The sequence below is a fragment of the Bacillus sp. AF62 genome (assembly GCF_050312695.1).
Lineage (GTDB): Bacteria > Bacillota > Bacilli > Bacillales > Bacillaceae_G > Bacillus_A > Bacillus_A cereus.
The window spans coordinates 13,147-28,532 of the sequence record NZ_JBNPJZ010000096.1; the positions used below are offsets into that span (position 1 = coordinate 13,147).

Genomic DNA, 15,386 nt, shown 5'->3' on the forward strand with positions numbered 1-15,386 from the left:
TAAAAAAGATATCACTTAGCCGAAAAATCCGGCGAGGTGATATCTTTTTTTCAATTATGAGTGCGTTTCTTTTAATATCGCTTGTACATACGGATCATGTAATATTTGCTCTATAATTGGTAACATGTTTTGTTCAAATGGAATGTCGATAGGAAATGGTTTTTGAGAGCCTGGTTTTATTCCATATTGCACAATTTTGTAATGTGTATTGTTTTCAGACTTGAGCACAATTAACTTATAGCGATTATCATCGCCAGCGAGTGAGAAATCAATAGAAGTAGCGTTATATGTTACTTCATCTTTATATATGTACGGCTTTGGCGTACCAATCCAGTCTACTTTTGCTTGTACATTCATGGGCATAGCCTCCTTATATGTATTATAAATAAATAAAAGCCAGCTCTCAATAAAGAGAACCGGCTTGTAATTTAGCAGTCATTGGTTATTTTAAAATTTTCACTTTAACAGTTTTGCGTCCCCATTTTTGAGCAGCGCTATCTGATCCAAGTAAGATGTCGATACGGTTACCTTTAATTGCACCACCAGTATCTCCAGCGATAGCTTCGCCGTAACCTTCTACCCATACTTTAGATCCTAATGGGATTACTTTCGGGTCAACAGCGATCATTTTCATGTTTGGATTCGCAGTTAAATCATGACCCATTGCAGTTAATACACGGCCTCCATATGTGCCACCGTTTTCGCTCGGGTGAGCTGTATATGCTGTAGCTACAACTGTTAACTCACGACCACCAGATGGTGTGCTAGTTTCAGCAGCTTTCACAGCAGGCTTAGCAGCTGGTTTTGCTGGTGCTGCAGGTGCTTGAGCCTTAGCTGGTGCTTCAGCTTTAGCAGGAACAGTCGTTTCTTGTTTCTCAATTACAGGTGCTGTACCTGTTAAGAAAGGAACATGAACATAAGCTGTTTTCCCGTTATATTCAAATTGTAACCACTCATTTTGTACTTGGTTCGTTGTTTCGATTACATCGTCTTTCTTCAACTTTCCAAGAATTTCTGAGTTTGTGTTCGCTTCAGCACGTACGTTTAATACGTTAGCTGTTACGTAGTAGATGCTTTTTGTGAACTCTGCACTTACGAATGCGTCTTTACCGTCTAAAGTAACTTTTGACCATCCGTTCTCTGTATTTTGAACATCTATCTTATTACCGTTTAGTAATTTACCGACAACTTTTGATTCCGTAGTAGGGTTTTCGCGTACGTTTAGTACGTCTGTTGTTACAACAGTTTCTGCATTAGCAGATGATGTGAAAATCCCAAGACCAAAAACTGCTGCTGTTGCTATACCAATTAATTTTTTCATGATAGCCTCCATTGCGTTTGTTTTCGTGTCCTCATTATAGCAACAGATTTTTTCGGATTTGGGGAAAACACACAATTACAAACCATTCGTAATAAGTCGTTAACATCCTGTAATATAACAAAAAATATAGGAAAGCGTTTTTCATTCTATATGACTCATAGGTTTCTAGTTATATTCAAAATATTTAATACAACATGTTTTTTTCGACGTAAATAAGAATATTACAGGAATGTTACATGATGTTTACTAAACGATTACATCCCTTGAGTATTTTACCGTTTTATGGGTAATATAGTTATATAAACATAAACATTTTGTTTGTGAAGCTATAAACACGTGCTATATACTAGCAAAAAAACCGCATAATTGTTACAAAACGAAAGGGTTGCAAGGAAGAACTTTGCCCTTTTTTACATATGTAACACATCCTTTTTTAGGAAAATACATTCCTATCCGCGTTTTTCTCACACAATTTGACAGCAGTATTTCTAACTTGTAGCTCTTGCAGAGTGAAAAGGTTATACGAAAGGTAAGGCTGTCCATAAGAATTCGAATTGGTGAAGGTGAAAGTAAGAAAATCACCGCAAAATTATAGTTTTCTATCCGATTTTACATATCGGAATTTATGTTATTTACAAAAACGAAACCTACGAAGGGGGATTTGATGAGGAAACTGACAAAAACATTCATCGTTTCATTAACATTATGTATTGCATTTACAATTTGGGGGATTATTCCCGAATCTATTATTGGAAAAGGTAGCTTAGGAAATGTAACAACCGCAATTCAAACTGCATTAGTTAGTAAGTTTGGATGGTTTTATATTATTTCCGTTTCTATTATTTTAGGTGTATCTATCTTTTAATTGTTTCGAAATACGGTTCTATTCGTTTAGGTAAAGATGATGACGAACCTGATTATAGTTATATGACATGGTTTGCTATGTTATTTAGTGCTGGTATGGGTATTGGCTTAGTTTTCTGGGGCGTTGCCGAACCATTAAACCATTTATACGCACCTCCGTTTGGAGATAGTGCAACTGAGGAAAGTGCGCGCCTTGCACTGCGTTTTTCATTTTTCCATTGGGGATTACATCCTTGGGGACTATATGCGTTTGTAGCGTTATGTATTGCTTACTTTACCTTTAGAAAAGGAAAAGCAAGTACGATTAGTGCGACAGTAGGCTCGTTATTTAAGGGCGGGGAACACGGGCGTATTGCTCATTCATTTGATGTGTTAGCTGTTTTCGCAACTGTGTTTGGTGTTGCAACATCATTAGGTCTCGGTGCAAAACAAATTGCAGGTGGTGTTAGTTATTTAACATCTATCCCGAACTCATTAACGACTCAGTTAGTTATTATTGCAATCGTAACAGTATTATTTATGTTATCTGCGCAAACAGGTCTTGATAAAGGAATTAAATATTTAAGTAATACGAATATTATTTTTGCGTTCGCACTTATGATCATTGTATTATTTGCGGGTCCAACAAACTTTATTATGAATTACTTCACTTCAACAATCGGTTCTTATATTCAGGAATTACCAAGCATGAGCTTCCGTTTAAGTCCATTAGACGAAGGTGGAAACCAATGGATTCAATCGTGGACAATTTTCTATTGGGCATGGTGGATTGCATGGTCACCATTCGTAGGTACGTTTATTGCTCGTGTTTCACGAGGTCGTACGATTCGTGAGTTTGTTATCGGTGTGTTACTTGTGCCGACCGTAATTGGTGCACTTTGGTTCTCTGTGTTCGGCGGTACTGGTATTCATATGGAGCTGTTTGGTGATGCACATATCTTCGACAAAGTGAAAGAAATGGGAACAGAAGTAGGATTATTCGCTATGTTCGATCAGATGGGCAGCTTTGGATCAGCTTTATCGGTTTTAGGTATTTTACTTATTGCAACATTCTTTATTACATCTGCAGACTCTGCAACATTCGTTTTAGGGATGTTAACGACACATGGTAGTTTAAACCCACCAAATCGTATTAAAATGATTTGGGGTATCGTTCTAGCCGCGATAGCTTCAACCTTATTATATATTGGCGGATTAGAAGCATTACAAACAGCAGCTATCATTGCAGCATTCCCGTTCGTCTTTGTTATTTTCTTTATGATGGCAGCCTTATTTAAAGAGTTACAAAAAGAAGGACGTATGAAGCGTCATTAATAATAGAAGGAAAAGAGCTGATTTCATATCAGCTCTTTTTTTATCCCTCTATTTGCTGAGCAGTAAGAACCTCACCTCAAAATTCAGCAAAAGCAAATAAATCGAGCTGCTTGTAAAAGCCCGATTGGTGATGGCTAATGAAAGTTTCACTTTATATAGAAGGAATTTGAAATGCGGGTAGGGGAAATAAAATACTTTACCATATAAGTAGTATGCCTTTTATACGAAGAAAAAACGATAGGTTTCGACAATATTCGATACCTTACGAATTCTATTCGTATTTTTGTCAAAAATATGTCGGAAATGTGTTGTCACGTTTATATATATGTGCTATATTATTTCCTGTAAGCGATTTCAAATAGTTTTAAAGCGCATTCAAGGGGGACATCTAGAATAATGAAACGTTACGAAAGAAAGTGGAAGCATATTTGTTTGAAACGTGTGGCACATCGTAGTGTCCAAGAAAGCACGGAACCTAAGACTGAAACGCGCAAAGAACAGCAAGAGAAGCAATTGGTTCTACAAAAATAGCAATCACTTTTTCGTATATAAATGAAGGTCGATCGTTCGTTGGGGGATGGACGTGAAATTACTTTCAGCTAAGGGGTATTGTCTGATATATAATTTATACGGCAATAAATAAGCACAGAGCATACGGCGCTCTGTGCTTATTTTTATTTATCTTTTTTGAATCGAACTGTCTTATCCCAGCCAATGACTTGTTTCTTGCTCTTTGCACGTAAGTATAAGATTAAGCTACGAATAAATAAGTACGTAAAGAGCTGTGCGTACGTAAAGTACATAATAACGCTAATAAAAATATTAGTCGGTGTAAAGGTTCGCTCGACACTCTGGGCACTAAATAATTGAGAAACATATGTAATATATGCGACATACCACATAAATAGTAGCGGAATGCTATATTGAATTTGGAATATCCCGAGTAGCCCAATTACAAACCAAACGTTCGAAATGATTAGGAATAGCCAAAATACAACATACACTAGAACTTGTTGTAAGGAATGAACGAGCAGTTTTCCTTTAAAGAAGCTTAATGACGAGAACATTTTCTCTAAAATGTATAAATTCCCTTGGAGCCAACGTGTACGTTGTTTAATAAGGATTTTTAAATGCTCTGGTTCTTGTTCCCAAGTAACTGATTCTGGGACGATTGGTAAGAGATAACCTTTTTGTGTAATTCGTAATGTTAATTCGGCATCTTCTGCAATTGCATAAGGGTCATAGCCACCAAGCTCTTCTAGTGCAGAGCGACGAAGAAGCATGTTTGTTCCTGTCAGTGAGCCTGTTTGGAATAGTAACCAGCGTCCAGATTGCATAAGGAGCTGGAAGATTTGAAATTCTAGCGAAATCATTCGCGTCAGCCAGTTTCTTTTTTCGTTTACTGTACGAACATGTCCAACTGCTCCAACAGCATCTTCAGTTGTTTCAGCGTGCTCTACAAGCATTCGCAGTGCGTGTGGTTCAGGTTGGTTATCTGCATCGTACACACAGAAGTATTCACCATCTGAAATACTAAGGCCGTAGTTTAATACGCGTGATTTACCCTTCGGTTCACCGGACGGAACACGAATGTGACGAATGTGGGCATAAGCTTTGTCGAAATCATCGCCGATTTCAGGTGTTTCATCTTGAGAGTTATCATTTAATAAATAAATGGTTAGCTTTCCTGGATATTCAATCTTCGCCATCGCCTCTAAAGTATCTTTAATAACGACCCCTTCATTATGAGCAGGTATGAAAATATCAACGCTCGGATAATGTTCTAGCGTACGATCTTTTCGTTTACTATTTCGGTGAATTAAGCCCGCGATTGTTAAGAAAGAGTAGTAAACGAGTAAGCCAGAGAATAGAAAGGCCGTAAAAATAAGAACATATTTAATTGAAAATGTGATACTGATCCAAAAAACGAGTACACAAAACAGAAGAAATAAAAGAAGTATAACGAGAGTCATCATAACAATGTCTGTCCTTTGTTTCCAATTTGCTCACGTGAAATTTTTATATCTCGGATTGCTTCAGCTGCAAGCCATTGCACCATTTTTGGCTTTAGGCGGTTCATTACAATATCAGCACCAGCTTCATTTGTGTTTTGTAATAAAATAACTAGCGTATTATTATCATATTCAGCAGCAAGGTCAAAATCATTCCTTACGGTTTCAACTAATAAGGAAGCTACACGGTCCATAACACTTTCCTTCGTATATTTACTAAAGGAAGTGAAATCAAAGTAAACAATAATGCCTGTTTCATTACGACGATTCATTGCAGTCGTTAATAACGCTTGGCGTCTCTCGAATTCTTGTCTTGTTAGTAATTTTGATTCTCCAATATATTGTTCCAACGTTCTCACACGCTCAGTTAAAGTTTTATTTTCATGAATCACTTTTTTCAATAGGTGAGTTGTTATGTATACAATGAAGAAGTTAGCTGCCATCAGGAAGTGGGTAATCATATATTGCCATTGAACTGATGTACTCCATAAATGAAGCCATGCTTCATAAAATAAATAAAATACGGAAATAATGGTTCCTAGTATGAAGAAAATAAATGCTGTTTTGTCAGCTAAAAATAAGAATAGTACATTTACGATTACGTATATTATTGTAAAAATGAGCGCATGCTCATAATTCGTCACATGTACAGTAGTAAAATAAAATACAATTTGTAAAATCCACATAGAGAGGATTTTATAGAACTTATCTTTCACAAAACTTTCCTCCTTAAAGCTATTTCATCCATAGATACTTGTAGTATGCGCAATTATTAAGAAATTGACCATGTGGTTAAATTCTTTTGAAGGGCAACCACAAGTAGTATCTCTATTTTCATCAGAAAAATAAAAAGACCTAAATATTATTGTATCATAATGTACTTATATTTGGGATAAAGTGATTAACAGATACATAAAAGACGTTTGGATTGCATGAAAAAAGTCTTCTCTTGTAGAAAGAGAAGACTCTATATAAGTTTATAGGAACATCATACCTGCAACTGCTGCGTTTAAGAAGTTCGCTAGTGTACCAGCGATAACTGCTTTAATCCCTAATTGTGCAATTTGTTTACGGCGAGTAGGAGCTAGCGTTCCTGTTACACCTAACTGAATTGCGATAGAAGAGAAGTTTGCGAATCCACAGATTGCGAATGTTAAAATTAGATTTGTTTTGTCAGAGAACTCTGCCATGTGTGGTCCTAAGTTTGCGTATGCAACGAATTCGTTGATTGCAAGTTTTTGACCGATAAAGCTTGCTGCTTGTACAGCTTCACCTGGAGAAACACCGATTAAGATTGCAAATGGTGATAATAAGTAGCCGAAGATTAAATCAAGGCTAAGTTTAATATGGAATAAAGACCCAACTAATCCTAATAGACCATTTAATAAAGCGATTAATGCGATGAAAGCCATTAACATTGCTGCTACGTTAATAACAAGTTGCATACCTTCAGATGCACCACGTGCAGCTGCATCGATAACGTTTGCATCTTCACGTTCTGTAGAAAGTTCAACGTTATTATCTACTTTTTCTGTCTCTGGCATGATTAGTTTCGCAATTAATAAGCTTGATGGAGCGGCCATAATTGCAGCTGCTAATAAGTGCTCTAACGGAATACCCATTGCTGCATAGCCGACAAGAACTGATCCAGCAACAGCTGTCATACCGCTTACCATAATAGTGAAGAATTCACTATTTGTTAAGCGTGCTAAGTAAGGTTTAATTAAGATTGGAGCTTCAGTTTGTCCTAAAAATACAGTCGTTACTGAGTTTAAGCTTTCTGCTTTAGAAGTTCCCAGAAGTTTACTTAATGCACCACCAACGACGCTAACAAATTTCTGCATAATACCGAAATGATATAAGATTGCTACTAATGAACTAATAAATACGATTGGAAGTAGTGCTTGAATAAAGAATACAAATCCCCAAGGTCCTTTTGCGTTGACTAAATCCCCAGCAACGAACTTAATTCCCTCGTAAGAAAAATTAATTAATCCTTGAACACCGTCAGCAGCGTGTTTTAAACCTGCTTTACCAGCATCCCATCGTAATACGATAAATGAAAATGACATTTGTAATGCTAGCGCAATTAAAATTGTGCGCCAATTAATAGCTTTGCGGTTGGAAGATAGTAAGAAAGCAATTGCTAATACTCCAATCACGCCGCCAATTCCCCATAAAAGATTCATGCAGTGTATGCTCCTTCCTCATAGTAAAAACAGTGTATAAACCAGTTGTCTATACGTTTACGAATATAACATCTTAAGTAACTTATCATAATGGACATCGGAGGTCAAACGTCTAACGAAAAGTTTAAATAAAAAGAAAATTCTTCAAAAAAACACATATAAAATAAATAGACATGAAATAGGTTATGTTTTTTATAAAAATATATACATTATGATAACGTTATGCATTGTTTTTGCAGAATAAAGTGTATGAAATGGAAGAATAGATACATTATTTTTGTAGAGGGAAAGCTAGGGGAAAGGGAGTAATGTATTGAAATCGTACAAAAAAGCCTTCTAGTAAACTAGAAGGCTTTGAAACTATTAATTAAGGTGCTTTCGTGTATCCTAAGAAGTGGCTCTTCCAATAAGAGTTACTTAATGAAGCGATTGCTACACCTTTATCTCCAGCTTGGATAAATGATCCGCCCCCAAGGTAAATACCCATGTGAGAAGGGCCAGATTTATAAGTGTTTTGGAAATAAATTAAGTCACCTGGTTGTGGATTTGAAGTTTGTGGTAGGCTACTCCAATATCCCGCAACACTTTGACGGCTAATGTTATGACCAAATTTCTTAAATACGTGGTAGATGTAGCCACTGCAGTCTACGCCGTTAGCAGAAGTTCCGCCCCAAACGTATGGTACACCTTGCATTGATTTTGCATATGCAAGTACGGAAGAACTGTCGCCACTATTATTGCCTGTATTATTATTGCCTGTATTATTATTGTTGTTATTGTTTTGATTGTTATTTTGGTTATTGTTAGGCTTATTATCTACTGCGCCTCCAACTGGTGTTTTAGATAGGTAACGTGTTCCGATATAACCAGTTTGACCGTTGTAGTTAATTTTGCTCCATCCAGAGTTTTCAGAGATTACTTGAACCTTCTGACCTTGTGGAAGTGCGCCTATGATTCTATAATTTGTACCTTCGCCGCTACGTACATTTAGTGCAGAAGCATTAATGTAATAGTCGCCAATTGCACCTTGGTTAGGTTTTTCAGGTTGTTTTGGTTGCTCAGGAGTAGTAGTGCCACCTTTAACGAATTTTACAAATTCGCTACTAACAAAGCCTGTTTTTCCTTGGTAATTTACTTTAAACCAACCGTTTTCAGATCCAACTACGTTTAATGTTGTACCGTTTAAAACGCCACCAATTACACTATGGTAAGCGGCAGGGCCTGTACGAACACGTAAAGATGTAGCGTTAACTACGTAAGAACCACCAGTTTGAATAGTTCCATTATTATTGTTTTGCTCTTGTTTGTTGCCTTCTGTAACGTTTTCGTTAGAACCGCCTTTTGTTACGTAGTCTTTGCTTATATAAGCAGTTTGTCCTGCGTAATTGATTTTGAACCAATCTTGAACTTCGCCGACAACTTGTACTACTTGTCCTTTTTTGACAGAACCTACAGTTGTGTGAGAAGTGCTAGGACCTGTACGAACGCGAAGGGAAGATACATTTACTGTATAGTTTCCGCTTGCTGGTTTTACTTCTTGGTTGTTATTATTCGTATTGTTGTTTGAAGAACCCGCATTAGAAGAAACGCCAGATACGAATTCGCCACTTACATAACCTAATTGTCCATTATGGTTAATTTTCACCCAACCATTTTCTTGTCCAATTACGTTTAATGTTTGTCCTGCATATACACGTCCAGAAACAGAACTAGATGTGTTAGGAGCTGTACGTACACGTAATACATCAGCAGTAACTTTATTGTTTCCACCTGTGCTTACATTGTTGTTTGCTGCTCCACTTTTTGATACAAATTCGCCACTAACAAAGCCTGTTTTTCCGTTAATGTTAATTTTGAACCAACCATTTTCTTCGCCAATCACGTTTAATGATTGACCGTTATAAACGCGTGAGATGATGTCGTGAGAAGTGCTTGATCCCGCACGAACATGTAAGACGCTCGCGTTTACCGTATAAGATGAGTTGTTTGACGCAGAAGCTTGGACAGTTGTAGCAGCTTTTTGTGTATTTTGTTCAGGTGCAGCTTGAACACTATCAAGTGTAGGTGCTGCTCCTCCTGCTACAGACACTGCCGCAAGACCGGCAAGATACTTTTTCATAATTTGTCGATTCCTTTCTGTCTGTAATGTAGTGAAGAAATATTTACCAACTGTTAAAAATTCTAAAGAGCATGTCGATTACTGTCAAGGCTTATGTGGGAATCTGAATATGACAAAAAGATTACAAGAAAAAATCAAGGCATAAATTTACACCTTGATTTCCATTTAAATGCATATATTGAATATGAAAGGACAGAAATTATTCGTGTTTAAGAAGATGACATATTGGATTGTAACAAGATTTGATTAAAAGATTTTTGCAGTTTTTTGGTGATAGGTCCAACTTGCCCATCTTGAATCGCGGTTCCATCAAGGTGGGTCATTGGTAAAATTTCAATCGTTGTGCCTGTAAAAAAGCATTCATCTGCTTGATAAATGTCACGAACGCTGAAAAGTTCTTCCTGTACAGGTATGTGAAGAGTATTCGCTAAAGAAAGGACATATTGACGAATAATGCCATTTAAAATAAGGTGATTGGCTGGATGTGTGTAAAGGGTTCCGTTTTTAATTAAAAAGAAGTTGGAATGACTTCCTTCCGTTACAATACCATTCCTTACGAGAAGTGCCTCTTTACAGCCTTTCCGTTCAGCTTTCGTAGCAGCTAGTACGTTTGGTAATAAATTTAATGATTTAATGTCACAGCGTAACCATCGAGTATCCGGTTCTGATATAGCGCGTATACCATATTCGATCCATAACGCTGGTCTTTCTTTTTTTGTAATATAGGCATAAATTGTCGGAGGGTTGTCATATGAAAATATATGTGTGCGAGCTTGTACACCGCGAGATACTTGCAAATAAATTGTGCCATCTTCGTGGAAATGGTTTCTTTCAATTAATTTGTAAAGTAAAGTGATGAGTTCAGCTTTTGAGAAAGGGAGCGATAATTCTATTTCTTCCATGGATCGATATAATCTCGTTATGTGCGGATCTAATAAGTGAAAGTTCCCTTTATATAGGCGAATAACCTCGTAGACACCATCTCCGAACTGCAAACCTCTTTCTTCAAGTTCTATGTACGTTTGTTGTTTTGTTGTATCAATAACTTCATCATTCCAAAGTACAAATTTTTCGTATGCCAATTTCCGTCCCATCCTTTCGTAAGTACGTAAGTAACGTGAAACTTTCATTCATGCGAGATAAGAATCACTATAGTAATTTTTATGTAAGTAATTCTCTACATATGCCCGTAAATGCCCGATTGGTGAGGGCTGATTAAAGTTTCACTTTACAGCATTTTGTATATACAAATTCGAAAATAAGAATGAGAATCCTGCTTTTAAATAAAAAAAAGCAACATTCTTATGGAATGCTGCACAAGGAGGGTAGCTATCTTTCATAGGGACATTGTCTCGTTGAATGTTTTGTGTATGGAAACAAAACATGTTGAAAGACAATTATAAGAAAGTAGAAACAAGAGATTTACACACTTCTTTAAGGGATCTTACGAAAGATGAGAGATAAGAAATATGTAGGACCTTGTTTACATATTTTATTATAGAGATTCTTCATTAACACTATGTGAATATTTGGTAAAGGTTATGTAATTTTAAAGTTAATGAATATAAGTAGTTGTATGGAAGAAAATAAAAAAAGAGGCCGAGATTACTCAGCACTCTTCTTTTCTTCTTTAATAACTGTTTTTACTTCACCAGTTTTGATCTTATTACTTTCAGAGAAGCGAAGTAAGTCACCTTCAATGATTTTATCAGACATGTTCAATTCATTTTGGGCGCGATCAATTAGTGGTTGAGATTCTTCTTTCGGTAATTGTACAACTTCGCCAGTAGCACGATCGTAGAATGTACTGTTTGTGTACATGTATTTATCTGTAACGAAGCTACCGTCACGAAGAACAACAAATCCTTTATTATCAGGTGAGAATACATCATGACCGAATCGAACATCATTTGTAGAATCTACACCAAGTAAGTTTAGAATAGTTGGTTTAATGTCAATTTCACCAGTTGGTTTCGAAATTGTTTTACCTTCTTTTTGACCCGGAACATGAATAAACATCGGTGTTTTTTGTAAGTTCATATGGTCAAATGCAGTGATTTCTTCTTTTCCTAAGAACTGTGCCATTGCACGGTTATGGTTTTCAGAAATACCGTAGTGGTCACCGTAGAATACGATTACTGAGTTGTCGTAAATACCTTCTGCTTTTAGACGCTCAATAAAGTGTTTCATTGCTTCGTCTAAGTAACGAGCAGTTACCATGTAACGGTCAAATACTCCATCACCAGAATTGTATTCGTCGATTAATTTTGTACTGTCATCGTAAGTGAATGGGTAATGATTCGTTAAAGTAAGGAAGCGAGTATAGAATGGTTGCTTCACTTGTTTTAACATATCAATAGATTGATCGAAGTACTCGATATCTTTTAATCCCCAATTTAATTTTGTTTCCGGCGTAATCTTGTAGTCAAGCTCGTTGTAGTAACGATCATAACCAAGTGCTGGGTACATAATGTTACGGTTCCAGAATGTTGCGTTGTTTGCGTGGAATACCGACGTGTGATACCCTTGCTGACGTAAAATTTCTGGAGTTGCTGTATATTCATTGTTACCGTGTGTGAAGAATACAGCACCGCGGTCTAGTGGATATAACGAAGTATCTACTAGGAATTCAGCATCAGATGTTTTACCTTGACCAGTTTGATGGAAGAAGTTATCAAAGTAATAACTTTCTTTCGTAAATTGGTTTAAGAATGGTGTAACTTCTTGTCCGTTAACTGTTGCACCAATCAAGAATGTTTGTAATGACTCAAGAGAGACAACAATTACGTTTTTCCCTTTTGCAGTACCGAACATATTTGGATCTGGTTTACTTTGTGTTGTTTTTACGTAGTTTTCTGTTTCTTGTAATTTACTACCGTCAGCGAATGCTTTTTGTGAACTTGATTTTGCTTGTAAGCCAAGATCGTATACTTGGTGTACATATAATCCTAAGTTTTTAACAAGCATAACGCGGTCGAATGAACGTGTTAATAGTTCTGGACGTTCAGCTTCTGCAAGTCCTAAGTTTGCGAAGAAAATAGCAACTGTTGATACGAAGTATAGAGAACGCATCGGGCGTGCTACACGCTCTGTAGGTGCAAAGTTTTTCATTTTCTTCAACAGAACGAAGAATATGATAATGTCTGCAAATGCAAGAATAATTTTGTAGTTAAATAATTCTTTCACACTAGAACCTAAACTTCCGAAGTTAGATGTTTGTCCGAGTACTGGTAAAGTAACGAAGTCATTGTAGAATCCGTAGAACATTACGTTACCAACAAGAACGATTGTTAAGATAAAATTAATTCCTAGTGCTATATAGTTACGTTTTTTCCCTTTTGCAAATAATGCAAGACCAACAAGCAGTAATGATGCTGCTAATGGGCTAAGGAATAAAATGAATTCTTGCATGAAAGATTCAAGTTTTAAATCAAAGCTTGTGCGTGTAATAATGTAAGTTTTCAGCCATAAGGCTAAAGCTACGAATACAGTGAAACGCACATTTTGAAATTGTGATTTCAAGGTTTCTTTCATTCATTTCCACCCTTTCTCTATCAGGCTTGGTCGATTTTGGAGCGAAAAATGCTAAAATAAAAAATACATAGTTTTCTTGGCCATAATTAAAGGTTCTATATTCACCCATATACGACTATAACTATGCATACCCTTTTGGTTTCTTTTGTTGCTCATAAGCATAACGTCATTTCTGTATTATACAACAAAATTCATTTCTGAGAAACACTATAACATTTTACATTTTTTGTATAAGATTTGTCACTACCAGAGAAAACTTTAACATTCGTTTATATGTCCGTCAACTAGAAAATATAACAAAGGTAGAGCAGAATGTTAAGTGGAAGTGAAAATTTTCTTTGTTGAGAAATAAGAAACGAAGATGGGTAAGGGTTATCTAGAAATCTATTATATGAAGGAAATCGTGTGAAAATTAACGAACACTTGTTCTTTCTTAGTTTGTTTGTTACAATAAAAGTTCATTGATAGGTTTTGTGTAATTTCCATGAACTTTTACTGATAACATATTGTAGCTTATTTCTTTTTAAAAATAGGGAGGCTTTTTACATGAAACAAAAATTTTCAGTTGAAGCGTTTTGGAAGAAAGTAAAACATGTTGCAAAGCAAGCAGGGCAGTCGGTCATTTATGCAAGTTTATTACTGTTTTACGTTTTGCAAAGACCCGATGTTCCAAAACGAGTGAAAATTATTGTAATTGGAGCACTTGCTTATTTTATTGCACCGATTGATGCGATTCCAGATTTCATTGCTGGAATTGGCTATACGGATGATTTAGGGGCGTTAACGGCCGCACTAATACAGGTGTCGTTATACGTTAATGAAGATGTGAAAGATAAGGCACGAGTGAAGTTGGCAGAATGGTTTGGTTCGGATATAGACACAACATTTATCGATCAGAAATTAGGTCAATAGGTGAAATCTGTCATGAGGTGACAGGACGAACGTAAGCGAGGAAGTGCATTATGCCATCAGGAAGAACGCATACGAAAATAAACTTAATATCCCTTCCGGTTGTTTTGTTTTTGCTCTTTTCGTATGGATTAACAAATTTTGATTTTTTATTAACTTTTGCAATTGGTTTTTTAGTAGGTACTTCATTTTTAACACCGGATTTAGATACGTACAGTAATGCTTATAACAAATGGGGTTTCTTACGTATATTTTGGTATCCTTATAAAAAAGTAATGCCGCATCGATCTTTCTTTACGCATACGATTATACTTGGTGATGTGATTCGTATTGCGTACATGTTAATCGTCTTTTCTCCATTTTTATTTCTATTAAATGTAATCGCACTGGATGGTAATTTAATAGAAATTGCGAAGAAACATGAGGTTGAAATTGTAACGTTCTTAATGGGAATTGTTGTGGCAAGTACGCTCCACATTATAGCGGATAAAGTGAATACGCGCCGAAAGAAAATGATGAGAAAAAAGAAGAAACGCAGAAGATAAAGTGAACGAATTAGGAAAAGGGCCCCTTGCAATTTGCAAGGGGCCCTTTTTAAACAAACATTTGTTTAAAATTAAGCTTTCAGCACTTTAATTCCTTTTACAATGTTCCAGATGAAGTAGTATAAGCTGATGATTCCGCAAATAGCTAAGACAATCATTGATCCAATTCCAAGTGTTACATCTGGTTGATTAGATCCAAGACCCATAATTCCTAAAATAGTTACGCCAATGAATGTAGCGATACTTGGAATGATGTGTGTCCATAGAGCACGTTTTGCATGTGGTTTTGTTTCAGCGTCTCCTACAATCCAAACGATAATAGGGAATAAGATAGGGGCAAATAGTACACTAAAGTATGATAACGCAGCTAATATTTTATTTCCGTTCATATATATCACCTCATAAATAATTTCTGTTGTTATACTATTATTATGCAATAATTTTGGCAAACTTCCTATCGATGAACATTACAAGAACGTGACGATTTTGTAAGATTTTCTGTTAAATGAGGGTGTTGCAAAACTCATAAATATCCAAAAATGAATGCATAAAGAAACCCGTTTTCCTGGAAGAATGATA

At 36.2% G+C, this 15,386-nt stretch carries 11 protein-coding genes and 1 pseudogene; 3 read left to right on the top strand and 9 right to left on the bottom strand.

All coding sequences use genetic code 11. The features are described 5' to 3' along the window. Positions 1 to 54: 54 nt before the first annotated feature. Both ACQRBL_RS25710 and ACQRBL_RS25715 read right to left on the bottom strand, forming a co-directional pair. Entirely contained in the window at positions 55 to 357 is a 303-nt protein-coding gene (locus ACQRBL_RS25710; RefSeq protein WP_001102539.1) for a DUF3910 family protein, read from the bottom strand. Between the two features lie 85 nt (positions 358 to 442). Next, a complete protein-coding gene (locus tag ACQRBL_RS25715; RefSeq protein ID WP_120459788.1) occupies positions 443 to 1,321 on the bottom strand; it encodes a cell wall-binding protein EntA in 879 nt (292 codons plus the stop codon). Positions 1,322 to 1,985: 664 nt separating this feature from the next. Between ACQRBL_RS25715 and opuD the strand changes: the two are divergent. Beyond that, positions 1,986 to 3,499 (top strand): annotated as a pseudogene (opuD, locus tag ACQRBL_RS25720) (glycine betaine transporter OpuD). 674 nt (positions 3,500 to 4,173) lie between these two features. On the opposite strand, the gene ACQRBL_RS25725 reads toward opuD, so the two are convergent. The 6 genes from ACQRBL_RS25725 to ACQRBL_RS25750 form a co-directional block, all read right to left on the bottom strand. Then, positions 4,174 to 5,475: a glycosyltransferase family 2 protein gene (locus tag ACQRBL_RS25725; RefSeq protein ID WP_000988755.1), complete on the bottom strand. Its 1,302-nt coding sequence runs from the start codon at positions 5,473 to 5,475 to the stop codon at positions 4,174 to 4,176. Beyond that, complete coding sequence (locus ACQRBL_RS25730; RefSeq protein WP_411995829.1) at positions 5,472 to 6,227, bottom strand: dGTP triphosphohydrolase; 756 nt, start codon at positions 6,225 to 6,227, stop codon at positions 5,472 to 5,474. Before ACQRBL_RS25730 ends, ACQRBL_RS25725 begins: the two co-directional genes overlap by 4 nt. A gap of 261 nt (positions 6,228 to 6,488) precedes the next feature. Beyond that, complete coding sequence (locus ACQRBL_RS25735) at positions 6,489 to 7,700, bottom strand: NupC/NupG family nucleoside CNT transporter (protein WP_001051018.1); 1,212 nt, start codon at positions 7,698 to 7,700, stop codon at positions 6,489 to 6,491. Between the two features lie 367 nt (positions 7,701 to 8,067). Then, positions 8,068 to 9,819 carry an SH3 domain-containing protein gene (locus tag ACQRBL_RS25740; protein ID WP_411995828.1) on the bottom strand — a complete coding sequence of 584 codons (1,752 nt, stop codon included), beginning with the start codon at positions 9,817 to 9,819 and terminating at the stop codon, positions 8,068 to 8,070. Positions 9,820 to 10,028: 209 nt separating this feature from the next. Beyond that, a complete protein-coding gene (locus ACQRBL_RS25745) occupies positions 10,029 to 10,913 on the bottom strand; it encodes a D-amino-acid transaminase (RefSeq protein WP_411995827.1) in 885 nt (294 codons plus the stop codon). 511 nt (positions 10,914 to 11,424) lie between these two features. Further along, positions 11,425 to 13,353 (bottom strand): LTA synthase family protein, encoded by a 1,929-nt coding sequence (locus tag ACQRBL_RS25750; RefSeq protein ID WP_120459785.1) that lies wholly within the window; start codon positions 13,351 to 13,353, stop codon positions 11,425 to 11,427. 546 nt (positions 13,354 to 13,899) lie between these two features. Here ACQRBL_RS25750 and ACQRBL_RS25755 point away from each other — a divergent pair. Continuing rightward, positions 13,900 to 14,265 (top strand): YkvA family protein, encoded by a 366-nt coding sequence (locus ACQRBL_RS25755; RefSeq protein ID WP_000810369.1) that lies wholly within the window; start codon positions 13,900 to 13,902, stop codon positions 14,263 to 14,265. A 50-nt stretch (positions 14,266 to 14,315) separates the two neighbouring features. After that, positions 14,316 to 14,807, top strand: a complete 492-nt coding sequence (locus ACQRBL_RS25760) for a metal-binding protein (RefSeq protein ID WP_001139059.1) — start codon at positions 14,316 to 14,318, stop codon at positions 14,805 to 14,807. Positions 14,808 to 14,878: 71 nt separating this feature from the next. On the opposite strand, the gene ACQRBL_RS25765 is transcribed toward ACQRBL_RS25760, so the two are convergent. After that, a complete protein-coding gene (locus tag ACQRBL_RS25765) occupies positions 14,879 to 15,196 on the bottom strand; it encodes a DUF4870 domain-containing protein (RefSeq protein WP_001014101.1) in 318 nt (105 codons plus the stop codon). Between the last annotated feature and the right edge of the window lie 190 nt (positions 15,197 to 15,386).